Annotated in this window: 23 protein-coding genes; all 23 read left to right on the top strand. The window is 60.3% G+C overall.

The window, feature by feature from the left end; all coding sequences use genetic code 11:
• Nucleotides 1–86 precede the first annotated feature (86 nt).
• The 23 genes from pseF (at nt 87) to PQT43_RS04990 (ending at nt 22,813) form a co-directional block, all read left to right on the top strand.
• Nucleotides 87–794, top strand: coding sequence for a pseudaminic acid cytidylyltransferase (pseF, locus tag PQT43_RS04880; protein WP_267269588.1), 708 nt, complete (start codon nt 87–89; stop codon nt 792–794).
• Nucleotides 791–2,296, top strand: coding sequence for a UDP-2,4-diacetamido-2,4,6-trideoxy-beta-L-altropyranose hydrolase (gene pseG / locus PQT43_RS04885; protein WP_267269589.1), 1,506 nt, complete (start codon nt 791–793; stop codon nt 2,294–2,296). The genes pseF and pseG overlap by 4 nt, the downstream gene beginning before the upstream one ends.
• Nucleotides 2,289–3,341, top strand: coding sequence for a pseudaminic acid synthase (pseI, locus tag PQT43_RS04890; protein ID WP_102864036.1), 1,053 nt, complete (start codon nt 2,289–2,291; stop codon nt 3,339–3,341). Before pseG ends, pseI begins: the two co-directional genes overlap by 8 nt.
• Nucleotides 3,342–3,572: 231 nt before the next feature.
• A complete protein-coding gene (locus PQT43_RS04895; RefSeq protein ID WP_102864035.1) occupies nt 3,573–4,499 on the top strand; it encodes a ketoacyl-ACP synthase III in 927 nt (308 codons plus the stop codon).
• Nucleotides 4,500–4,581: 82 nt separating this feature from the next.
• Entirely contained in the window at nt 4,582–5,871 is a 1,290-nt protein-coding gene (locus tag PQT43_RS04900; RefSeq protein WP_272753561.1) for a motility associated factor glycosyltransferase family protein, read from the top strand.
• A complete protein-coding gene (locus PQT43_RS04905) occupies nt 5,868–6,137 on the top strand; it encodes a hypothetical protein (RefSeq protein WP_102878854.1) in 270 nt (89 codons plus the stop codon). The genes PQT43_RS04900 and PQT43_RS04905 overlap by 4 nt, the downstream gene beginning before the upstream one ends.
• A gap of 243 nt (nt 6,138–6,380) precedes the next feature.
• Nucleotides 6,381–7,232, top strand: a complete 852-nt coding sequence (locus PQT43_RS04910; RefSeq protein WP_102864032.1) for a flagellin domain-containing protein — start codon at nt 6,381–6,383, stop codon at nt 7,230–7,232.
• Nucleotides 7,233–7,305: 73 nt separating this feature from the next.
• Nucleotides 7,306–7,677: a flagellar protein FlaG gene (locus PQT43_RS04915; RefSeq protein WP_272753562.1), complete on the top strand. Its 372-nt coding sequence runs from the start codon at nt 7,306–7,308 to the stop codon at nt 7,675–7,677.
• Nucleotides 7,678–7,759: 82 nt separating this feature from the next.
• Nucleotides 7,760–9,199: a flagellar filament capping protein FliD gene (fliD, locus tag PQT43_RS04920; protein WP_272753563.1), complete on the top strand. Its 1,440-nt coding sequence runs from the start codon at nt 7,760–7,762 to the stop codon at nt 9,197–9,199.
• A 129-nt stretch (nt 9,200–9,328) separates the two neighbouring features.
• On the top strand, nt 9,329–9,724 hold the full coding sequence (gene fliS / locus PQT43_RS04925; RefSeq protein ID WP_102878857.1) for a flagellar export chaperone FliS: 396 nt from the start codon (nt 9,329–9,331) through the stop codon (nt 9,722–9,724).
• An 11-nt stretch (nt 9,725–9,735) separates the two neighbouring features.
• On the top strand, nt 9,736–10,032 hold the full coding sequence (locus PQT43_RS04930) for a flagellar protein FliT (RefSeq protein ID WP_102864028.1): 297 nt from the start codon (nt 9,736–9,738) through the stop codon (nt 10,030–10,032).
• A gap of 170 nt (nt 10,033–10,202) precedes the next feature.
• Complete coding sequence (locus PQT43_RS04935; RefSeq protein WP_011059970.1) at nt 10,203–11,678, top strand: sigma-54 dependent transcriptional regulator; 1,476 nt, start codon at nt 10,203–10,205, stop codon at nt 11,676–11,678.
• Nucleotides 11,679–11,806: 128 nt separating this feature from the next.
• Nucleotides 11,807–13,000, top strand: a complete 1,194-nt coding sequence (locus tag PQT43_RS04940; protein WP_170001274.1) for a sensor histidine kinase — start codon at nt 11,807–11,809, stop codon at nt 12,998–13,000.
• A gap of 5 nt (nt 13,001–13,005) precedes the next feature.
• Complete coding sequence (locus PQT43_RS04945; protein WP_272753564.1) at nt 13,006–14,412, top strand: sigma-54-dependent transcriptional regulator; 1,407 nt, start codon at nt 13,006–13,008, stop codon at nt 14,410–14,412.
• A gap of 129 nt (nt 14,413–14,541) precedes the next feature.
• On the top strand, nt 14,542–14,868 hold the full coding sequence (gene fliE, locus PQT43_RS04950; protein WP_102864025.1) for a flagellar hook-basal body complex protein FliE: 327 nt from the start codon (nt 14,542–14,544) through the stop codon (nt 14,866–14,868).
• 15 nt (nt 14,869–14,883) lie between these two features.
• Nucleotides 14,884–16,671 carry a flagellar basal-body MS-ring/collar protein FliF gene (gene fliF / locus PQT43_RS04955; protein ID WP_253084438.1) on the top strand — a complete coding sequence of 596 codons (1,788 nt, stop codon included), beginning with the start codon at nt 14,884–14,886 and terminating at the stop codon, nt 16,669–16,671.
• Complete coding sequence (fliG, locus tag PQT43_RS04960) at nt 16,664–17,683, top strand: flagellar motor switch protein FliG (protein ID WP_011059975.1); 1,020 nt, start codon at nt 16,664–16,666, stop codon at nt 17,681–17,683. Before fliF ends, fliG begins: the two co-directional genes overlap by 8 nt.
• A gap of 9 nt (nt 17,684–17,692) precedes the next feature.
• A complete protein-coding gene (gene fliH / locus PQT43_RS04965; protein ID WP_272753565.1) occupies nt 17,693–18,529 on the top strand; it encodes a flagellar assembly protein FliH in 837 nt (278 codons plus the stop codon).
• Complete coding sequence (gene fliI, locus PQT43_RS04970; protein ID WP_272753566.1) at nt 18,519–19,877, top strand: flagellar protein export ATPase FliI; 1,359 nt, start codon at nt 18,519–18,521, stop codon at nt 19,875–19,877. Before fliH ends, fliI begins: the two co-directional genes overlap by 11 nt.
• A 6-nt stretch (nt 19,878–19,883) precedes the next feature.
• Nucleotides 19,884–20,333, top strand: coding sequence for a flagellar export protein FliJ (fliJ, locus tag PQT43_RS04975; protein ID WP_102864021.1), 450 nt, complete (start codon nt 19,884–19,886; stop codon nt 20,331–20,333).
• A gap of 87 nt (nt 20,334–20,420) precedes the next feature.
• Entirely contained in the window at nt 20,421–20,726 is a 306-nt protein-coding gene (locus PQT43_RS04980; protein ID WP_011059979.1) for an STAS domain-containing protein, read from the top strand.
• 5 nt (nt 20,727–20,731) lie between these two features.
• Entirely contained in the window at nt 20,732–22,438 is a 1,707-nt protein-coding gene (locus PQT43_RS04985) for an ATP-binding SpoIIE family protein phosphatase (RefSeq protein WP_110652164.1), read from the top strand.
• A gap of 30 nt (nt 22,439–22,468) precedes the next feature.
• The gene (locus PQT43_RS04990) at nt 22,469–22,813 is read left to right on the top strand and encodes an Hpt domain-containing protein (protein ID WP_102864019.1); all 345 of its coding nucleotides are present in this window, start codon (nt 22,469–22,471) and stop codon (nt 22,811–22,813) included.
• Nucleotides 22,814–22,817: the final 4 nt, after the last annotated feature.

Genomic DNA, 22,817 nt, shown 5'->3' on the forward strand with positions numbered 1-22,817 from the left:
TGGCCTGGGATGCGCTGCGTCCGCGCGGAGGCTACGGCTCCAGGCTGCCTGCCTGAGTCAGGGGTGTGCAAGTTGGAGTCAGGCCTGTGAGTTGTGTGGCGTTGATTCCTGCCCGAGGCGGCAGCAAGCGTATCGCGCGCAAGAACCTCAGGGCCTTTGATGGGGTGCCGATGCTCGCTCGCTCCATTGACAAGGCCTTGAGTTGCGGATTGTTCCAGCGAGTGGTGGTCAGCACCGACGATCCAGAGATCGCCGAACTGGCGCTCGCCTGTGGCGCCGAGGTGCCGTTTATTCGGCCACAGTCCCTGGCAGATGACTTCACCGGCACGGCAGCGGTGATTGTCCATGCCCTGCAGGCGTTGCAGGAGCAGGGGCAAGTGTTTGAGTACGCGTGTTGCATCTACGCCACCGCGCCCTTGCTGCAGGTGCGTTATCTGCGCCAGGGGCTGGAGACGCTGGTGCAGCACCCGGACAAGGCGTTCGCCTTCTCGGTGTGCAGCTTCGGCTTTCCCGTGCAGCGGGCGCTGACTCTCGATGAGCAAGGGGCGCTCAATGCCCTGTACCCGGAATTTCGCCAGAGCCGTTCCCAGGATCTGCCACCGGCCTATCAGGATGCCGGGCAGTTCTACTGGGGCAGGAGCCAGGCCTGGCTGGAGGGGGAGGTGCTGTTCTCGCCCCGCAGCCTGCCGGTGATCCTGCCCCGTCATCTGGTGCAGGACATCGATACCGAAGAGGACTGGCAGCGAGCTGAATACCTGTATACCGCGCTGAAGGCCACAGGAGAGCTGGAGTGAGGGTGCTGATCCGCGCCGACGCGTCGCCGCCCATCGGCAGTGGCCACGTGGCCCGCTGCCTGACCCTGGCCCAGGAACTGCGCCGTCAGGGTGCTGATGTGGCATTCGCCTGTCGGCGTCTGCCCGGCCATCGCCTGGAGGCGCTGCGGGCCGAGGGCTTCCAGGCCTTTGAATTGCCGGAGTGCTACGTCGGCGAGCATCCAGAGCTGGGGATCGAGGCGCCTTTGCCCTGGCAGGCGGACATTGCCGCGCTGCAGCTGGCATTGGCCTCTCAGCCGGCCTTCGACTGGGTGCTGGTGGATCATTACGGCCTTGATCATCAATGGCAGAGCGCCGCTCGCCAATGGGCGCCGAGGATTGCAGCGATCGATGATCTGGCCAACCGCAAGCATGCCGTGGACCTGTTGCTGGACCAGAATTTCAGCGGCAGTGCCCAGGCTTATTCCGGATTGCACGATGCGTCGTGCCGGACCCTGTTCGGCCCGCACTACGCCTTGCTGCGCGAAGAGTTCCGCCGTCCACCGATATCGATCCGGCCACAGGCGCGGCGCTTGCTGGTGAACTTCGGCGGCTTCGATGCCGCCGGTCAGACCCACAAGGCCATGTTGGCACTGCTGGATTTTCACGATCTGCAGGTGGACTTCGTCGCCGGCAGCGGCAATCCGGACTGGCAGGCCATGCAGGCCCTGGCTGCCGAACGGCCGCACTGGCGACTGCACAGCTATGTGAAGGATTTTGCCGGGCTGTTGGCCGAGGCCGACCTGTGCCTGGGCGCGGGAGGCGGTACCAGCTGGGAGCGGGCGGTATTGGGCGTGCCTACGCTGTGCATCACCGTGGCCGCTAACCAGGAGGCCAATGCCCGGTTGCTGGCCGAGGCGGGTGCCCACTTGTACCTGGGGGCCTGTGAGCAGGTCAGCGTGGAGCAGGTGCGCCAGGCCCTAAGCCTGTTGCTGGGCAATCCGGGGCTGCGGCATAGCCTGTCTCGCCGGGCCCGCAAGCTGGTGGATGGTCGGGGCGTGCAGCGAGTGGCGGGGGCGTTATTCACTGCGGTACTGCGCTTGCGTCCGGCGACTATGGAGGATGCCCGGCTACTGTTCGACGGGCGCAATGCTGAGCCTGTCAGGCGTTGGTCCCAGCAGCCTGAGGCGCTTGAGTGGCCGGACCATGTGCGCTGGCTGGAGGCCGCTGTGAATGATCCGCAGCGGCTGTTGCTGATAGCGGAAATAGCCGCGGGGGCCGTGGGGGTGCTGCGCTATGACCGCCAAGGCGTTCAGGTGGATGTGTCCATCTACCTGTTTGCCGAGCACCTGGGCTTGGGCTGGGGGCGGACGCTGCTGGAGCAGGGCGAGGCTTGGCTGGTGCGCCATTGGCCCGATGTGCAGCGTCTGGGGGCTAGGGTGCTGGCAGAGAATCAGGTTTCGCTGACATTGTTTCGCCGGGCCGGCTATTGCCAGGCGCCCTGCGAATTCACCCGTGTGTTGAAGGAACATCTGGATGACTAGTTTCAAGATCGGCTCGCGCTGCGTGGGCGCGGGTGCGGCGCCGTTGATCATCGCCGAGATGAGCGGCAACCATAATCAGTCGCTGGATGTGGCCCTGCAGATTGTCGAGGCCGCAGCCAGGGCCGGTGCCCATGCCCTGAAGTTGCAGACCTACACCGCCGACACCATGACCCTGGACCTGGATCAGGGGGAGTTTTTCATCAAGGACCCGGACAGCCTTTGGGCCGGTTCATCGCTTTACGACCTGTACCAGCGTGCCCATACGCCATGGGAGTGGCACGAGCCGATCTTCGCCCGGGCGCGGGAGCTGGGCATGCTGGCGTTTTCCACGCCGTTCGACGAGAGCGCGGTGGACTTTCTCGAGAGCCTCGACGTTCCGGCCTACAAGATCGCCAGTTTCGAGAACACCGACCTGCCGCTGATTCGCCGGGTCGCCGCCACCGGCAAGCCGCTGATCATTTCCACCGGCATGGCCAGCATCGCCGAGCTGGACGAAAGCGTGCAGGCCGCCAGGCAGGCCGGCTGCCGGGATCTGGTATTGCTCAAGTGCACCAGCACCTATCCGGCTTCGCCGGCCAACAGCAACCTGCTGACTATTCCTCATCTGCGGGAGCTGTTCGGCTGTGAGGTGGGCTTGTCCGATCACAGCATGGGGGTTGGGGTCTCGGTGGCTGCTGTGGCCCTGGGCGCCACGGTGATCGAAAAACACTTCACCCTGGACCGTTCGGCCGGTGGGGTCGACGCCAGTTTTTCCCTGGAGCCAGGGGAGTTGGCCAGCCTGGTGGTGGAAACCGAGCGAGCCTGGCAGGCCATGGGGCAAGTGCGCTATGGCGCTACTCAGGCCGAGAGCAAGTCGCTGATGTACCGTCGGTCGTTGTATGTCACCCGGGACATGCAGGCCGGGGAGCTGTTCAGTGCCGACAACGTGCGGGCAATCCGTCCCGGGCTGGGGCTGGCTCCCAAGCACTACGATGCGCTGCTCGGCCGTCGTGCGCGTCAGGCCCTCAAGCGCGGCACGGCACTGGACTGGGCGCTCATCGAATAGGCCTTTGTGTGGCTGATTCGGCAAAATAGCGTGACCTGCGAGTCATAACGTGCATCTTCACTGTATTGTATTGCCCGGGAAGATGGCGCCAGCCCTGCGTGACAGGACCCGTGATAGCCCTTGGTTCTTCCCGATGCCGTTGTGTTCGGCGCAAGTATCTGTGTTTCTTTCGGCAGCCCCTGCTCAGTGACTGAGCGGGGGTATTGAGCTGTTTATTATTGGGAAGCCGTAATGATTGGCATAAAAAGCATTGCGAGCTACGTGCCTGTAGCCGGCGTGGACAATTACGCACAAGGTGCAAAATTCGCCAAGGATGAAGATTTCATCCTGGGCAAGATCGGTTCTGCTTTTTTGCCGCGCAAAGACGACGGGCAAGAGACTTCCGATCTGTGTGTCGAAGCGGTCAATGCCCTGTTCGCCAGCAACCCGGAACTCAAGCGTGAAGCTATCGACGTATTGATCGTGGTCACCCAGAACGGTGACGAGGAGGGGCTGCCTCACACTGCCGCGATCGTTCAGGACAAGCTGGGTCTGCCGACCACAGTGGCGGCCTTCGATATTTCGCTGGGCTGTTCCGGGTATGTCTACGGTATCTATGCCATCAAGGGCTTCATGGAAGCTGCGGGCCTGAAGAACGGCCTGTTGGTCACCGCCGATCCTTATTCGAAGATCGTCGATCCTGAAGACCGCAATACCACCATGCTGTTCGGCGATGCCGCCACCGCCACCTGGCTGGGTGAGGGCGCTACCTGGCAGTTGGGCAAGGCCAAGTTCGGCACCGATGGCTCCGGTGCTCCGCACCTGAAAGTCAGCGACGGCGTGTTCTTCATGAATGGCCGCCAGGTGTTCAACTTCGCGCTGCTCAAGGTACCTGCCCACCTGCACGAGTTGCTGGCCGAGTCGGGCTTGCAGCCTGACGATATCGATGCCTTCTGCATTCACCAGGGCAGTGCCGCGATTGTCGACGCCGTGGCCCGGCGTTTCGAGGGCGATCCGGACAAGTTCATCAAGGACATGGTGGAAACCGGTAACACGGTTTCCTCGAGCATTCCGCTGCTGCTGGAAAAGCACATGTTCGACTCCAGCTGGAAACGCGTGGCCTTGAGTGGTTTCGGCGTTGGCTTGTCCTGGGGGTCGGCGATTATCTATCGCTCCTGACACTCAGCTTCCGGCGGCACACGTAGCGCTCAAGGTGTAATCTTGAGCGCTATTTTTTTGCGCGAGTGATAAGCGAGGCAGCATGAGCGACAGCTTGGAACACAATGCCCGGATCTTGGGCGAGCGCTGGCCGGTGCTGCTGGAGCGGCTGCAGGCTGAAGACAGTGGTGCGTTGCAGGCCGATCTGGTTGAGGGGCTGGGCTCGACCCTGAGCATTGCAGGTATTCAGCTCACCAGTCGTCATGATCGTACCCGTGAGGCGCATACCCAGGCCGCCAGCCTGCCTGAGGCGCCGGTCCTGCATCTGTACGGCTGTGGCTTGGGGGATCTGCAACTGGCGTTGCTCCAGCGGCCGGAGCTGAAGCGCCTGTACGTGCACATCCTCAATGGCGCGGTGTTCAGGCTGGTGCTGCAACTGCTTGATCAGCAGGACTGGCTGGCCGATCCGCGGGTCGAGTTGCTGTATGCCGGCGATCTGCCGGAGATTCAACTGCCGTTCTTTGCCCTGCCGGCCGAGTTGGTGCTGGCCGATGACTACAACGCGAAGATTCGTGATCGGCTGATCAGCGAGACCCATCTGTCCTTCAACAATCGTTTGTTTTCGGCCGATACGCCGGATATCGCCGCGCGCCTGGCTGCCATCGAGCCTTGGGTTGGGGCGGATCGAGATGTTGCCGAACTGTTCGATCTTCACCCTGGGCGCGAGGTGTTCGTGATCGCTACGGGGCCAAGTCTGGAACAGCATTACTCGGCATTGCGGGTCGTGGCCGGACAACCTGAGCGGCCGTTGTTGATCTGTGTGGATACGGCCTATCTGCCCCTGCTCAAGCAAGGCATCCGGGTGGACCTGGTGGTCAGTATCGATCAGCGAATCTCCACGCGGCACCTGCCGGGCCAGGGCAGTGAAGGCGTCGTCCTGGTCTATATGCCCCTGGCGGACCCGCTGGTTCTTGAAGGTTGGCAAGGGGCGCGGTATGTGGGCTATTCCTCCAGTCCGGTATTCCAGGCGTTGCGCCAGCGGCTGCCGCGGGCGCAGTTGCATGCCGGAGGCAGCGTGATTCATCCGGCCGTGGACCTCGCGGTGAAGATGGGAGGCAGGCGGATCACTCTGTTTGGTGCTGATTTCGCTTTTCCTCAGAATCGTACTCACGCCGGTTGGCAGGACGGTGATCTCGGGCCTCAGGCCGGCGTGGCCCGGCATTGGGTGATGGACGGTTACGGACAGCGGGTCAAGACTCAGCTCAACTTTCGCAGCTATCTGTGCGAGCTGGAGCGTTACATCGCGAGTCGGCCTGAAGTGGCGTTCTTCAATACCAGTCGCAGTGGCGCGATGATCCTGGGCACCACCTTCCATGGGGACTTTGTTCAATGACGCGACTTGAGCCTGTGTTTGATCGTGCGCGGGAAGTTGCCGATCTGTTCCGGCTGGGCCGGGATGTAGAAGCTGTAGGGGGTATGGTGGAGTTGTTCGAGCCCATACAGTTGTGGGTGGACAGTGCGCCGGTTTCGGTTCAGCAGGACTGGGCTCGGCTGCTGGGCCTGATGCTGGCCTGCCAGGAAATGCAGAACTGGTTGGGTCTGGCTGATTATCTTGAATATGAAATGTTGGATTGGCTGCAGGTTGGGCTCGACGGTTGACGAGGTATCCCATCTGAGGGCTCAAAGTTGGTTTTTGCGTGGGTTTTCTGGCGTCATTTTTTCGCTTGTTGATGGGCTTAACCCCTTGTTTTCCAAGGGGTGGCAGGGTGATGGCAAATATTTTTGAAAAAGCCCTAAAGCAACTTGCATTGGCGACGATAACTATTACGAAGGTTCTCTAGGCCATTACCCGGCGGTTGCCAGGGCCGGAAGCCGCAGTACCCAACCAACGAGGAATTCGTCATGGCTTTAACAGTAAACACTAACGTCACGTCGTTGAACGTTCAGAAGAACCTGAACCGCGCTTCCGACGCTCTGTCGACTTCGATGACTCGCCTGTCTTCCGGCCTGAAAATCAACAGTGCAAAAGACGACGCCGCCGGCCTGCAGATCGCTACCCGTATGACTTCTCAGATCCGTGGTCAGACCATGGCGATCAAGAACGCCAACGACGGTATCTCCATCGCCCAGACCGCTGAAGGCGCGATGCAAGAATCCACCAACATCCTGCAGCGTATGCGTGAACTGGCTGTTCAGGCACGAAACGACTCCAACGGTACTCAAGACCGTGTTGCTCTGAACAAAGAATTTGCTCAGATGTCGGACGAACTGACCCGTATCGCCAAGTCGACCAACCTGAACGGCAAGAACCTGATCGACGGTACTGCTGGCACCATGACCTTCCAGGTTGGTTCCAACACTGGCGCTACCAACCAGATCACCATCACTCTGGCCAGCGGCTTCGACGCTGCAACCCTGAGCGTGGGTTCCGCGACCATCGCCATTACCGGTACTGACAGCACCACTGCTGAAGCCAGCACCAAAGCTGCTATGGACGCTATCGACAAGGCGCTGCAGACCATCAACTCCAGCCGTGCCGACCTCGGTGCTGCCCAGAACCGTCTGACCAGCACCATCTCCAACCTGCAGAACATCAACGAAAACGCCAGTGCTGCACTGGGTCGCGTACAAGATACCGACTTCGCTGCTGAAACTGCCCAGCTGACCAAGCAGCAGACTCTGCAACAAGCTTCGACCGCAGTTCTGGCCCAGGCCAACCAACTGCCATCCGCTGTACTGAAACTGCTTCAGTAATAGCTGGCTAAGCCTTGGCGGGGGAGTGCGCTGGTCGTGCTCTCTCGCTTTTTTACTTTAAGAGGTGATGGGCATGGATATGAGCGTGAGGCTGAACTTGTCTTATCCAGCGGCCAAGCCGGTGACGCCCGTTGCTGACAAGCCCGTGGAGAAGCCTCGAGAGGTGGTGCCTGCTGTGGTTGAGGCTGCCAGCCAGGACAGCAAGAAAGATGCTCAGACCGAGCAGGACAAGTTGAAGATGGCCGTTCAGGAAATCGAGAAATTCGTCCAGTCGGTCAAGCGCAATCTGGAGTTCTCGATCGACGAGCCCTCCGGCCAGGTTGTGGTCAAGGTGATTGCCAGTGATTCGGGTGAGGTGGTTCGTCAGATCCCCAACGAAGAAGTGCTGAGATTGGCCAATAGCTTGAATGACGCCAGCAGTCTGCTGTTCAGCGCGAAAGTCTGATAGCTGGCATGAAACTTGTTGCTGTGTTCTTTTGGACGTTGTAGTGGTCAAAAGACCGGCGGCACACTGAAGGGAGAAACACATGGCAAGTCCAATTCTACCGGGTACCGGTCTGGGTTCCGGCCTCGACACCGGTGCTATCGTCAAGGCGTTGGTTGCGGCTGATAAAGCGGCCAAGCAGGGTCAGATTGACCGTGCAACTGCCAGCAACAGTGCGAGCATTTCCGGTATCGGCACCTTGCAATCGCTGTTGTCGACTTTTCAGAGCACCCTCTCGGTCACAGGGCTTGGAAGTTCGGTCAATCCCTCCTTTGCCGGCTTTGCGGCGACCTCCAGCGACAACAAAACTGTGGATGCCACAGCCGACAACTATGCGGTAGCTGGCAAGTACACTGTTGAGGTGTCCAATCTTGCAACTTCGTCAAAAGTGGCCAGTCAGGCTTTTGCCGGAGGAAATACCAGTGCCATTCCGAGTGGTACGTTGAACATCACTCAAAATGGCATTAACTATCCGCTGACGATCGGCGCGAATGCGACATTGCAGTCGGTGCGTGACTCGATCAACGCCGACTCCAAGATGGCCATGTCCGGAATCAGTGCCAACATTGTGACTGACTCGTTCGGCTCGCGTCTGGTGATTGGCTCTGACAAGACCGGTGCGGGCTCTGATATTTCTGTCAGTGGTATCGCCGGGTTGGAAATTGACGGCACCCAACCTATGTTGGCAGGCGCCGCTGCATCGGGCAACATTGGTGGGCTGGCCAAGGATGCGGTTTTCACAATCGATGGCATGCAACTGACCAGCAAGACCAATACCGTCACTCAGGCTGTTTCCGGTCTTAAACTCAACTTGGTGGCCAAGACCGATAAGCCGATAACTATCACCGTTGCGACCAATACTGAAGGTCTGAAAACTTCGATTCAGAAGTTTGTCGATGCCTATAACGCCGTGGCCAATGGTATTTCGACCTTGACCAAGCCCTCGCTGGACGACGACGGCAAGCTGACGGTCCCTGCTCAGTTGACCGGTGACGCTCTGCCTCGTTCGATTCTGGCGGCGATTCGTGCGCCGTTGTCGGAAGTGGGGGCGGGTGACAAGTTGACGGTACTGGCGCAGTTGGGGATTACCACCAACCAGAAGACTGGCGCCCTGGACTTCGACGATAAGAAGTTCACTGCCGCCATGACCGATAAAAAGCTCGGTGGCGAGGTGCAGAAGCTGTTTTCCGGTGATGGCACCAATCCGGGCCTGCTTGATCGCATGACTTCCGCTATCAAGCCGTTCACTCAGGGCGTAGGCAGTATGACCGAGGGGATTCTCACCACTCGGACCAAGACCCTGGATATCACCAAGAAAAAGCTCAGCGATCAGCAGGATGCTCTTGACCGTCGAGTGGCGACGCTGACCGCGGTACTGACCAAGAAGTACAACGACATGGATACTTTGGTGGGCAAGTTGAAGGCCACCGCCAGTAACATCACGTCGATGTTCGAAGCGTTGAACGCACAGAAAAAAGGCTAATATCCAGCCTGCGCCAAAAGCCCGGCAGCGTTTTTTCAGCGCTCCGGGCTTTTGCATTTGATCTAAAGTTTTTTGACGTTGCGTCGATACATTGCTTATACGAACCCTTGATTTTTGAAGAGGTATCACATGAATCCGATGTTAGCCCTTCGGCAGTACCAGAAGGTGGGTGCACAGGCACAGACCTCAGAAGCCAGTCCGCATCGTCTGGTACAGATGCTGATGGAAGGCGGTCTGGATCGTATTGCGCAGGCCAAGGGCGCGATGGAGCGCAAGGATGTCGCCAACAAGGGCGTGTTCATCGGCAAGGCCATTGGCATCATCGGTGGCTTGCGTGAGGGGCTGGACCTGGAAAACTCCATGGATACCCTGGGGGATCTGGACAGTCTTTATACCTACATGATGAAGCGTCTGGCTGAAGCCAATATCAAGACCGATCCGAAGATTCTCGATGAGGTCGCTGATCTGCTGCGTACGGTCAAGGAAGGCTGGGATGCCATCGCTGCACCGGGTCCGCAGTTCTAAGGAGGAACACCATGAGTGCTGTCCTGCAACGCATCGAAGAAACCCGCGAAGCCCTGGTTGGTGCCTTGGCTGAGCGCAACTGGCAAGCCATTGGCGAGTTGGATCTTGCCTGCCGTTCGTGCATGGAAGATGTGCTTGGTGAGGCTCAGGTTGACGAGGTCGCCTTGCGGGACAATCTGGAGGAGTTGCTGGGTGTTTACCGGCAGCTGCTTGAGGTGGCAACCGGTGAGCGTCAGGCAATAGTCGACGAGATGTCGCAGATCACCCAAGCACAGAACGCAGCAAAGGTTTACCATTTGTTCGGTTAATGTTGAGTTAATCCGAACGTTGCGCGCCATAAATTTGACTGTGCACGCATTTTTGACTTAACTAGTGGCTGTTTTCAGATTTCAGGCGTCTATAAGGCAGAAAATGCCTAAAGCGCGTCTAGCTTGCCCCTCATTCTGGGCATTGAGTTGACTAGGGAAGTTGCTATTGCATGTGGCGTGAAACCAAAATTCTGCTGATCGATGACGATAGCGTGCGCCGCCGCGACTTGGCGGTGATTTTAAATTTTCTCGGTGAAGAAAATTTACCCTGCGGTAGCCATGACTGGCAGCAGGCTGTCGGCTCTTTGTCGTCAAGTCGTGAAGTAATTTGCGTCCTCATCGGGACTGTAAATGCTCCTGGTGCGCTTTTGGGCCTGTTAAAGACACTCTCAACCTGGGATGAGTTCCTTCCGGTTTTGTTAATGGGCGAAAATTCTTCCATCGACTTGCCAGAAGACCAGCGTCGTCGAGTGCTTTCCACTCTGGAAATGCCTCCTAGCTACAGCAAGTTGCTTGACTCCCTGCACCGTGCCCAGGTCTATCGTGAAATGTACGATCAGGCCCGCGAGCGTGGTCGTCACCGCGAACCCAACCTGTTTCGCAGCCTGGTAGGCACCAGTCGTGCGATCCAGCACGTGCGGCAGATGATGCAGCAAGTGGCGGATACCGATGCCAGCGTGCTGATCCTTGGTGAGTCCGGGACCGGCAAGGAAGTGGTGGCTCGTAACCTGCACTACCACTCCAAGCGCCGTGACGCGCCATTCGTTCCGGTCAATTGCGGAGCCATTCCTGCAGAGTTGCTGGAAAGCGAGCTGTTCGGCCATGAGAAGGGCGCATTTACCGGGGCCATTACCAGTCGTGCAGGGCGCTTTGAACTGGCCAACGGTGGCACCCTGTTCCTCGACGAAATCGGTGATATGCCGCTGCCAATGCAGGTCAAGCTGTTGCGGGTGCTGCAGGAGCGTACCTTCGAGCGCGTAGGTAGCAACAAGACCCAGGGTGTCGATGTGCGAATCATCGCAGCCACCCATAAAAACCTTGAAAGCATGATTGAAGTGGGCAGTTTCCGTGAGGATCTGTACTACCGCCTCAACGTGTTCCCCATCGAGATGGCGCCGTTGCGTGAGCGAGTGGAAGACATTCCGCTGCTGATGAACGAGTTGATCTCGCGCATGGAGCATGAGAAGCGCGGTTCGATCCGCTTCAACTCCGCGGCCATCATGTCCCTGTGCCGGCATGGCTGGCCGGGTAACGTCCGCGAACTGGCGAACCTGGTGGAGCGCATGGCGATCATGCATCCGTACGGCGTGATCGGTGTGGTCGAGCTGCCCAAGAAGTTTCGCTACGTCGATGATGAAGACGAGCAGTTGGTGGACAGCCTGCGCAGTGACCTGGAAGAGCGCGTGGCGATCAATGGCCATGCGCCGGACTTTGCTGCCACCGCCATGCTGCCGCCGGAAGGTCTGGATCTGAAGGATTACCTCGGTAGCCTGGAGCAGGGTCTGATCCAGCAAGCGCTGGATGATGCCAATGGCATTGTGGCTCGGGCCGCAGAACGCCTGCGCATTCGTCGCACCACCCTGGTGGAGAAGATGCGCAAGTACGGCATGAGTCGTCGTGAAGGTGATGAACAGGCGGATGATTGACGCCTGTTTTTCAAGTTGTTGAAAAAAGGGCGGTTTTTTTTAGGCACGGGTATTGCTAAGTCTCTTGCAACGTTCCGTTTAACTGACGGTCAGCCACGCGAGAAAGCACGATGCCCCAAGCCGCCCAGATGTCTCCTGCCCCTGATACTTCGGGGCAATCGTCGTCCGTAGAGCAGGCAAGCCGGCTGGGTCTTGAGCAGGCCTTCGCCTTGTTCAACCAGATGTCGAGCCAACTTACTGACTCTTACAGCATGCTTGAGGCTCGGGTGACTGAGCTCAAGGGCGAGTTGGCTGTGGTCAGTGCCCAGCGGATGCAGGAGCTGGCAGAAAAAGAGCGTCTGGCCAACCGTCTGCAAAACCTTCTCGACCTGTTGCCCGGTGGCGTCATCGTCATCGATGGCCAGGGTATCGTCAGCGAGGCCAACCCGGCGGCGTGTGATCTGTTGGGGCTGCCGCTGGAAGGGCAATTGTGGCGCAACATCATCGCCCGCAGCTTTGCGCCTCGCGAGGATGACGGTCATGAAATATCCCTGCGCGATGGCCGGCGCCTATCGATCGCTACCCGTTCACTGGATGCCGAACCCGGGCAACTCGTGCTGCTTAACGATTTGACTGAAACCCGTCATCTGCAGGATCAACTGGCCCGTCACGAGCGCCTGTCCTCCCTGGGCAAGATGGTCGCTTCCCTGGCGCATCAGATTCGCACGCCGCTCTCGGCGGCCCTGTTGTATGCCAGTCACCTCACCGAGCATGAACTGCCAGTGGCCACTCATCAGCGTTTCGCTGGGCGCCTCAAGGAGCGACTGCACGAGCTGGAGCACCAGGTGCGCGACATGCTGGTGTTCGCTCGTGGTGAGCTGCCTCTCACTGATCGCCTGACTCCCAAGTCGCTGCTGCAATCACTGCAGGCCGCAGCCCTGACCCATGTCCAGGATGTTGCCGTGCGCTGGCAGTGCGACAGTCATCAGGGAGAGTTGCTGTGCAATCGCGACACCCTGGTGGGTGCCTTGCTCAACCTGATCGAAAATGCCGTGCAAGCCAGTGCCGGCGCGGCGCGGCTTAAGGTGCACCTGTACAGTCGTGGTGACACCTTGCGGCTGTGCATCAGTGACAGCGGCAGTGGCATCGATGCGGCGGTGCTGGAGCGTCTGGGAGAGCCGTTTTTCACCACCAAGGCCAATGGGACCGGGCTTGGCCTGACGGTGGTCAAGGCGGTGGCTCGTGCGCATCAGGGAGAATTGTCGCTGCGTTCCCGTCCTGGGCGCGGTACTTGTGCGCTGGTGACATTGCCTCTGTTCTCCAGTGCTCATGGAGTGGAGTGAAGGTAATGGCAATCAAGGTTCTACTGGTTGAAGACGATCGCGCGTTGCGCGAGGCCCTGGCGGACACTCTGCTGCTGGCCGGTCATGACTACAAGGCGGTCGGCAGTGCGGAAGAGGCGCTGGAAGCGGTCGCCGTGGAGTCCTTCAGCCTGGTGGTCAGCGATGTCAACATGCCTGGCATGGATGGTCATCAGTTGTTGGGTCTGTTGCGTGCCCGCCAACCGCAGTTGCCGGTATTGCTGATGACTGCCCATGGCGCCGTCGAACGAGCCGTGGAGGCCATGCGTCAAGGCGCTGCCGATTATCTGGTCAAACCCTTTGAGCCTCGTGCCCTGCTGGAATTGGTGGCGCGCCATGCCCTGGGTTGCCTGGGGGGGGGCGAGGATGAGGGGCCTGTAGCCTTTGAGCCGGCCAGTGCGCAATTGCTGGAACTGGCCGCGCGCGTGGCCCGTAGTGATTCCACTGTGCTGATTTCCGGCGAGTCCGGCACGGGCAAGGAAGTGTTGGCGCGTTACATCCACCAGCATTCCCATCGAAGTGCCCAGCCCTTTATCGCCATCAACTGTGCGGCGATTCCCGACAACATGCTTGAAGCCACCCTGTTCGGGCATGAGAAGGGTTCTTTCACGGGGGCTATCGCCGCGCAGCCCGGCAAGTTCGAGCAGGCCGACGGCGGCACTATTCTCCTGGACGAAATTTCCGAAATGCCCCTGGGGCTGCAGGCCAAGTTGCTGCGGGTGTTGCAGGAGCGTGAAGTGGAGCGGGTGGGGGCGCGTAAACCTATCGCTCTGGATATCCGGGTCGTGGCCACCACGAACCGCGACTTGGCAGGAGAGGTGGCGGCCGGACGCTTCCGCGAGGATCTGTATTACCGTCTTTCGGTGTTTCCTCTGGCCTGGAGACCATTGCGCGAGCGTACCGCCGATATCTTGCCGCTGGCCGAGCGTCTGCTGGCCAAACACGTCAATAAAATGAAACATGCCGCCGCCAGGCTCTCGGCTGAGGCGCAAGCGTGTCTGCTGGCCTATCCATGGCCGGGCAACGTCCGGGAGCTGGACAACGCTTTGCAGCGGGCATTGATCCTGCAGCAGGGTGGCCTGATCCAGCCGGAAGATTTCTGCCTGGCCGGGCCGGTGGCCTGTGCACCCCTGCCGGCTCTGGCTCCTGCCGGTCAGTCGGCGTTGCGCGGCGTGGTCGGCGAGGATGAGGGCGTGCCTCAGGAGTCGGGTGGCCTGGGGGATGATCTGCGGCGCCGGGAATTTCAGATGATCATCGATACCCTGCGTTCCGAGCGTGGGCGGCGCAAGGAGGCGGCGGAGCGTCTGGGGATCAGTCCGCGCACCCTGCGTTACAAATTGGCGCAGATGCGTGACGCCGGAATGGACGTCGAGGCCTATCTGTTTGCGACCTGATTACTGATATGCAAAGTCCTGGATGGGCTTTTGTCGAGTTGGGCCATGGAGCTGGCACCCTTGTTGCTAACACCTCACTAACCGCACGGTGAGCGTCAAAAAATTGCGGGTCGTCAGAGAGAGTAGACCATGAGCCAAGGTGTTGAATTTAATCGGTTGATGCTGGATATGCGGGCCATGCAAATGGACGCGATGTCGCAGCCTAAATCCGCCGCAGTGGCAGAGGTCAGCGGCAGCAGTTTCGCTGACATGCTTGGCCAGGCCGTGAACAAGGTCAACGACACCCAGAAGGCGTCCAATCAGTTGGCCAGTGCCTTCGAGATCGGCAAAAGCGGTGTGGACCTGACGGATGTGATGATTTCCTCGCAAAAGGCCAGCGTGTCTTTTCAAGCCTTGACCCAGGTTCGTAACAAGCTGGTTCAAGCGTATCAAGACATCATGCAGATGCCGGTTTAAGGACGAGATTGAGTCATGGCAGAAGCAGTCGCCGATAACGTACCGGCCAAGGCCACCCCGATAGACGGTAAACCGCCGCTGTTCGGTTTGTCCTTCCTGGAAAACCTGTCCCAGATGACCATGCTGCGTCAGGTTGGCCTGTTGGTAGGCCTGGCCGCCAGCGTGGCGATCGGCTTTGCCGTGGTGCTGTGGTCCCAGCAGCCCGATTACCGGCCGCTGTACGGCAGCCTGGCCGGGATGGACGCCAAGCAAGTCATGGACACCCTGGCCTCTGCCGACATTCCTTACACCGTCGAGCCCAACTCCGGTGCCTTGCTGGTCAAGGCCGATGACCTGTCTCGTGCTCGCCTGAAACTGGCTGCCGCCGGTGTCGCGCCGGGTGACGGCAACGTCGGCTTCGAGATCCTTGATAAAGAGCAAGGCCTGGGCACCAGCCAGTTCATGGAAGCGACCCGTTATCGTCGCGGCCTGGAAGGCGAGCTGGCCCGTACCATCTCCAGCCTGAACAATGTCAAGGGCGCCCGGGTGCACCTGGCGATTCCCAAAAGCTCGGTGTTCGTGCGCGACGAGCGCAAGCCCAGTGCTTCGGTACTGGTAGAGCTGTACTCCGGCCGCTCCCTGGAGCCAGGCCAGGTCATGGCCATCGTTAACTTGGTGGCTACCAGCGTCCCCGAATTGAGCAAGTCCCAAGTCACAGTGGTCGACCAGAAGGGCAACCTGCTCTCCGATCAAGTGGAAAACTCCGCGCTGACCATGGCCGGCAAGCAGTTCGACTACAGTCGTCGCCTGGAGGGCATGCTGACCCAGCGGGTGCACAACATCCTGCAGCCAGTGCTGGGCAACGATCGTTACAAGGCTGAGGTCTCGGCGGATGTCGACTTCAGCGCCGTTGAATCCACTTCCGAACAGTTCAACCCAGACCAGCCGGCCTTGCGCAGCGAGCAGTCGGTCAACGAGCAGCGCTCCAGCAGCAATGGTCCGCAAGGCGTTCCGGGTGCTCTGAGCAACCAGCCGCCTTCGCCGGCTTCGGCGCCGCAAACCACCGGTGGCGCTACCGCCGCCGCAGGCATGGTGCAGCCAGGTCAGCCGCTGTTGGACGCCAACGGTCAGCAGATCATGGATCCGGCTACCGGCCAGCCGATGCTGGCACCGTACCCGTCGGACAAGCGTCAACAATCCACCAAGAACTTCGAACTCGATCGTTCCATCAGCCACACCAAGCAACAGCAGGGGCGTCTCAATCGCCTGTCGGTAGCGGTGGTGGTGGATGATCAGGTCAAGGTCAACCCGGCCAACGGCGAAACCAGTCGCGCTCCTTGGAGCGCCGATGAATTGGCGCGCTTCACTCGCCTGGTGCAGGACGCAGTGGGCTTCGATGCCAGCCGTGGCGACAGTGTCAGCGTAATCAACGTGCCGTTCTCCGCCGAGCGTGGGGAAGTGATCGCCGACATTCCGTTCTACTCGCAGCCGTGGTTCTGGGACATCGTCAAGCAAGTGCTGGGCGTGTTGTTCATCCTGGTGCTGGTGTTCGGCGTGCTGCGCCCGGTGCTCAACAACATCACTGGCGGCGGCAAGAACAAGGAACTGGCAGGGCTGGGCAGCGACGTCGAGCTGGGCGGCATGGGCGGCCTGGACGGCGAGCTGGCCAACGACCGCGTCAGCCTGGGCGGTCCGCAAAGCATTCTGCTGCCGAGCCCGAGCGAGGGTTATGACGCTCAGTTGAACGCAATCAAGAGTCTGGTGGCTGAAGACCCGGGTCGTGTGGCTCAGGTCGTGAAAGAGTGGATTAACGCAGATGAGTGATAACCGAGCCGCTACCGCCAAACTGACCCGGGTTGACAAAGCCGCGATTCTGCTGCTGTCCCTGGGTTCCACCGATGCCGCGCAAGTGCTGCGCCACATGGGGCCCAAAGAGGTTCAGCGTGTGGGTGTGGCCATGGCGCAAATGGGCAACGTGCACCGTGAGCAGGTCGAGCAGGTGATGAGCGAGTTCGTCGACATTGTCGGCGATCAAACCAGTCTCGGCGTCGGTTCCGATGACTACGTGCGCAAAATGCTTACCCAGGCCCTGGGCGAAGACAAGGCCAATGGCCTGATCGACCGTATCCTCCTGGGCGGCAACACCAGTGGCCTCGACAGCCTGAAGTGGATGGAACCACGGGCCGTGGCCGACGTGATCCGTTACGAGCACCCGCAGATCCAGGCCATCGTGGTGGCTTACCTCGATCCGGATCAGGCCGGTGAAGTGCTGGGCAACTTCGACCACAAGGCGCGCCTGGACATCATTCTGCGGGTTTCCTCGCTCAATACTGTGCAGCCAGCGGCCCTGAAAGAGCTGAACCAGATTCTCGAGAAGCAATTCTCCGGCAACTCCAACGCGTCCCGTACCACCTTGGGCGGTATCAAGCGCGCAGCCGACATCATGAACTTCCTCGACAGCTCGATTGAAGGCCAGCTCATGGACTCGATCCGCGAAGTCGACGAAGACCTGTCTGGTCAGATCGAAGACCTGATGTTCGTGTTCAACAACCTGGCCGATGTCGATGACCGCGGTATCCAGGCCCTGTTGCGCGAAGTGTCTTCCGATGTCCTGGTTCTGGCCCTCAAGGGGTCGGACGAAGGGGTCAAGGAAAAGATCTTCAAGAACATGTCCAAGCGTGCGGCGGAGCTGCTGCGCGACGACCTGGAAGCCAAGGGCCCGGTTCGCGTCAGCGACGTGGAAACTGCGCAGAAGGAAATCCTCACTATTGCCCGCCGTATGGCCGAAGCCGGAGAGATTGTTCTCGGTGGGAAGGGCGGCGAAGAAATGATCTAAGGTCGCTTTATGTCGTCCAGCAGTGATGAGTCCCAAAGCGAACTGATTCGTGCCCGGGACGTCGAGGGTTTTGACGTCTGGGCGCTGCCCAGTTTCGATCCCGAGCCGCCCGAGCCTGAGCCGGAGCCTGAAGAGGTGCCGGAAGAAATCGAGGAAGTGCCGCTGGAAGAAGTCCAGCCACTGACCCTGGAAGAGCTCGAGAGCATTCGCCAGGAAGCCTATAACGAAGGTTTCGCCACCGGCGAGAAGGAAGGCTTCCACAGCACCACGCTCAAGGTTCGTCAGGAGGCTGAAGTCGCCCTGGTCGCCAAGTTGCAGGCGCTCGAACAGTTGATGGTCAATTTGTTCGAGCCCATCGCCGAGCAAGATACGCAGATCGAACAAACCCTGGTGGATCTGGTCAAGCACGTCACCCGGCAGGTGATCCAGCGTGAGCTGGTGATGGATTCCAGTCAGATCGAACACGTCATGCGCGAGGCCCTCAAACTATTGCCGCTGGGGGTTGGCAATGTACGTCTTTATGTCAATCCGCAGGACTTCGAGCAGGTCAAGAGCCTGCGCGAGCGGCACGAGGAAAGCTGGCGCATCGTCGAGGACGAGGCGCTGCTGCCCGGTGGTTGCCGGGTCGAGACCGAGCACAGCCGCATCGACGCCAGCATCGAAACCCGGATCACCCAGGCCTTGGATCAACTGTCCGATCAGTTGCATGAGCAGTCGCTGCACCCGGCGGCTGCGGACCTGAGCCTGGACCTCGGCCCAAGGACTCCGTCGGCGCCGGATGTCGACGCCGCAGAGTTCAGCGTTCCAGAGCAGGCCGAGCCTGCGGAACACCCCGATGCGCCTTGAACGCACCAGTTTCGGCAAGCGCCTGGAAGGTTACGCCGAGGCCGTCAAGCTGCCAGGTCAGCCGATTCTTGAAGGCCGCCTGCTGCGCATGGTCGGCCTTACTCTTGAAGCCGAGGGCCTGCGCGCCGCCATGGGCGCCCGCTGCCTGGTGATCAACGATGACAGCTATCACCCGGTTCAGGTCGAGGCGGAAGTCATGGGTTTTTCCGGGAGCAAGGTGTTCCTGATGCCAGTCGGTAGCGTGGCCGGGATCGCTCCTGGTGCTCGGGTTGTCCCTCTGGCTGATACCGGGCGCTTGCCCATGGGTATGGGCATGCTCGGGCGTGTGCTGGATGGCGCCGGACGCGCTCTGGATGGCAAGGGCGGCATGCGTGCCGAGGACTGGGTGCCGATGGACGGTCCTACCATCAACCCCCTCAAGCGCGACCCCATCAGCCAGCCGCTGGATGTGGGCATTCGCAGTATCAACGGTTTATTGACGGTAGGTCGCGGCCAGCGCCTCGGTCTGTTCGCTGGTACCGGCGTGGGCAAGAGTGTGCTGCTGGGCATGATGACTCGCTTCACCGAGGCCGACATCATCGTGGTCGGGCTGATCGGCGAGCGGGGCCGTGAGGTCAAGGAGTTCATCGAGCACATTCTCGGTGAAGAAGGTCTCAAGCGTTCAGTGGTGGTGGCTTCGCCAGCGGACGATGCGCCGTTGATGCGTTTGCGGGCGGCGATGTACTGCACGCGGATCGCCGAGTATTTTCGCGACAAGGGCAAGAACGTCCTGTTGCTGATGGATTCCCTGACCCGTTTCGCCCAGGCCCAGCGGGAAATCGCTCTGGCCATTGGCGAGCCGCCGGCCACCAAGGGTTACCCGCCTTCGGTGTTCGCCAAGCTGCCCAAGCTGGTGGAGCGGGCCGGTAATGCCGAGGCCGGTGGTGGCTCGATTACCGCGTTCTATACCGTGCTGTCCGAGGGTGACGATCAGCAGGACCCGATCGCCGACTCGGCTCGGGGCGTGCTCGACGGGCATATCGTGCTGTCCCGGCGCCTGGCCGAAGAAGGGCATTATCCCGCCATCGATATCGAGGCCTCCATCAGCCGGGTCATGCCGGCGGTGATCAGCCCCGACAACATGGCCCGGGCGCAATACTTCAAGCAGTTGTGGTCGCGTTATCAACAGGCTCGGGACTTGATCAGCGTTGGCGCTTACGTCGCCGGTGGCGATCGCGATACCGACACCGCAATCTCCCTGCAGCCGGCGATGGTTGCCTACCTTCGCCAGGGCCTTAACGACAACGTCAGCCTGGGTCATAGCCAGACCCACCTGGAAATGCTTTTCGCTCCAGCGACGGGGGGCTAACCGGCCATGGCCGACAGCCGTGCGGCGCGTCTGGCGCCGGTGGTGGACATGGCGGAAAACGCCGAGCGTACCGCTGCCCAGCGTCTGGAGTACTTTCACGGCCAGGTGCGTGTGGCCCAGAGCAAGCTCGGGGACCTGGAGCGTTTTCGTGGCGACTACCAGGAACAGTGGGTCGAGCGCGGCAAGCTCGGCGTCAGTGGTCACTGGTTGATGAACTACCAGTATTTTCTCAGTCAGCTGGATACCGCCGTGGCCCAGCAGCGGCAAAGCCTTGCCTGGCATCAGAACAACCTTGATCGCGCGCGCGAGGCCTGGCAGCAGGCTTATGCCCGGGTGGAAGGGCTGCGCAAGCTGGTGCAGCGTTACATTGATGAGGCTCGAGCGCTTGAGGACAAGCGCGAACAGAAGCTGCTGGATGAACTTTCCCAGCGTCTGCCCCGTCAGAACCCTTATTGAGAGCGCTCATTTTTCGTCTGCAGGTTGTTCGCCGGGTCAGTGGGTGCTAAACCTTTTGAACGTCGTCAATGACAAGGAAGCAGTCACATGTCGGTCGTTACAGAAATATCCCCGGACGGACAAAAACTCACGATTTCCATCAGGGGGCGCTTCGATTTCGGACGTCACCAGGAGTTTCGTGAATCCTATGAGCGCCTGAACCGGACGCCAGAGTCCATCGTGGTGGACCTCAAGGAGGCCACCTACCTCGACAGCTCGGCCCTGGGCATGCTGTTGCTGTTGCGTGATCACGCCGGTGGCGACAATGCCGATGTCCGGGTGATCAACAGCAACTCGGATGTGCGCAAGATCCTTGCCATCTCCAATTTCGACAAGCTTTTCGACATCAGTTGAGCGGTATGCGCTCGATGACCGAGCCCCTGTGTGTGCTGATCGCCGAAGATGGCGCGGCGGACCGCTTGCTGCTGTCTGGCATTATCCGGCGCCAGGGGCATCAGGTGCTGGCGGCCAGTAATGGGGCCGAGGCCCTGGCGTTGTTCGAGCAACAGCGTCCGCACATAGTGCTGATGGACGCGATGATGCCGGTGATGGATGGCTTTGAGGCCGCGCGACGGATCAAGACCCTGGCGGGCGAGACCCTGGTGCCGATCATCTTCCTCACCTCCCTGAGTGAAGGGGAGGCGCTGGCTCGCTGTCTGGAGGCAGGTGGCGACGACTTTCTGGCCAAGCCCTATAACCCGGTGATTCTGGGGGCCAAGATCAACGCCATGGACCGTTTGCGGCGCCTGCAGGAAACCGTGCTGGCGCAGCGGGACCAGATCACTCGTCACCACGATTACTTGCTCAACGAGCAGCGGGTGGCCAAGGCGGTGTTCGACAAGGTCGCCCATTCCGGTTGCCTGGATGCGCCGAACATCCGCTACCTGCAGTCGCCTTACGCGCTGTTCAATGGCGACTTGCTGCTGGCGGCCTACACCCCGGCGGGTGACATGCATGTGCTGTTGGGGGACTTCACCGGTCATGGCTTGCCAGCGGCGGTGGGGGCCATGCCCCTGGCCGAGGTGTTTTATGGCATGACCGCCAAGGGTTACGGGCTGCCGGAAACCCTGCGGGAGATGAATGCCAAGCTCAAGCGCATCCTGCCGGTGGATATGTTCTGTTGTGCGACCCTGCTGTGCCTGAGTAACCAGCGACGGTCAGTGGAAGTGTGGAATGGCGGCATGCCCGAGGGGTATCTGTATCGTCATGCCGGCAGTGCGCGTACGCCTCTGGTGGCGCGACATCTGCCCCTCGGGGTGCTGAGTGCCGAGGCTTTCGAAGATCGCACTGAAGTGTTCCCCATGGCGCCGGGGGATCGGGTATTCCTGCTGTCCGACGGGGTGATCGACACCTGCAACACCGCCGATGAGTTGTTTGGTGTGGAGCGGTTGCACCGGGTGTTTGCCGCCAACCGCGAGCAGGAGCGACTGTTCGAGGAGATTCAGCAGGCCCTGGAGGACTTTGGTGGCAGTGCCCGGGACGATGTGAGCATGGTCGAAGTCGGCTTGCCAGAATTTCCCAGGCTGGCGCCGCCGGCCCCGGTGTACTCCGACAGCGGCCAGTCCTGTCCGCTGGATTGGTCGGTGAGCTTCGAGTTCCGCGCCGCTACCCTCAAGCGCTTCAATCCTTTGCCGTATCTGTTGCAGTTGTTGCTGGAGGTGCACGGCCTGCGCTCCCAGAGCGGGGCTCTGTACAGCGTGCTGGCCGAACTCTATTCCAATGCCTTGGAGCACGGTGTGCTCAAGCTCGACTCCCGGCTTAAACGGGATGCCGAGGGCTTCAGCCGCTATTACCGCGAGCGATCCGTGAGGCTGGCGGAGCTAGAGGATGGCTTTGTGCGGGTGCATTTGCAGGTGCAGCCCCTGGAGACGGGAGGGCGCCTGATAGTGCGGATCGAAGACAGTGGCGAGGGCTTCGATGTCGCGGCAATCCTGGCTCGGCCCAACGATACCGAGCGTTTGTCGGGGCGCGGCGTGAGCCTGATCCGACAGATGAGCCGCCAGGCCGTGTGGGCGGACGATGGGCGCAGTGTCTGCGTGGAGTTTTCCTGGGAGGCTCTGGCATAATCCTGGGGTTCTTGATCAAGGAGTGAACAAGTGGCTGAGATACATCTGGACCACACGGTGCTCAACGCATTGCAGGAAGTCATGGAGGATGAATACCCCGTCCTGCTGGACACTTTCGTCTGCGACTCCGAGGAACGAGTGCGGCTGTTGCGCAAGTCCGAGGATGCTCTGCAGCTAGTGGCGACCGCCCACAGTCTCAAGGGCAGTAGCAGCAATATGGGGGCGATCCGCCTGGCTGAGCTCTGTCATGAGCTTGAGGTGCGGGCCGGACAGTCGGCCGTTGATGGCATTCGCCAGCTGGTGGGGGAGATCGATGGCGAGTTCGCCATTGTCCGGCGCTTGTGCGAGCAGGAATTGCAGCGCTTCCACTGCTGAGAAA

Origin of the sequence: Pseudomonas sp. BLCC-B112 (genome assembly GCF_028550695.1) — a bacterium.
Taxonomy (GTDB): Bacteria; Pseudomonadota; Gammaproteobacteria; order Pseudomonadales; family Pseudomonadaceae; genus Aquipseudomonas; species Aquipseudomonas danubii.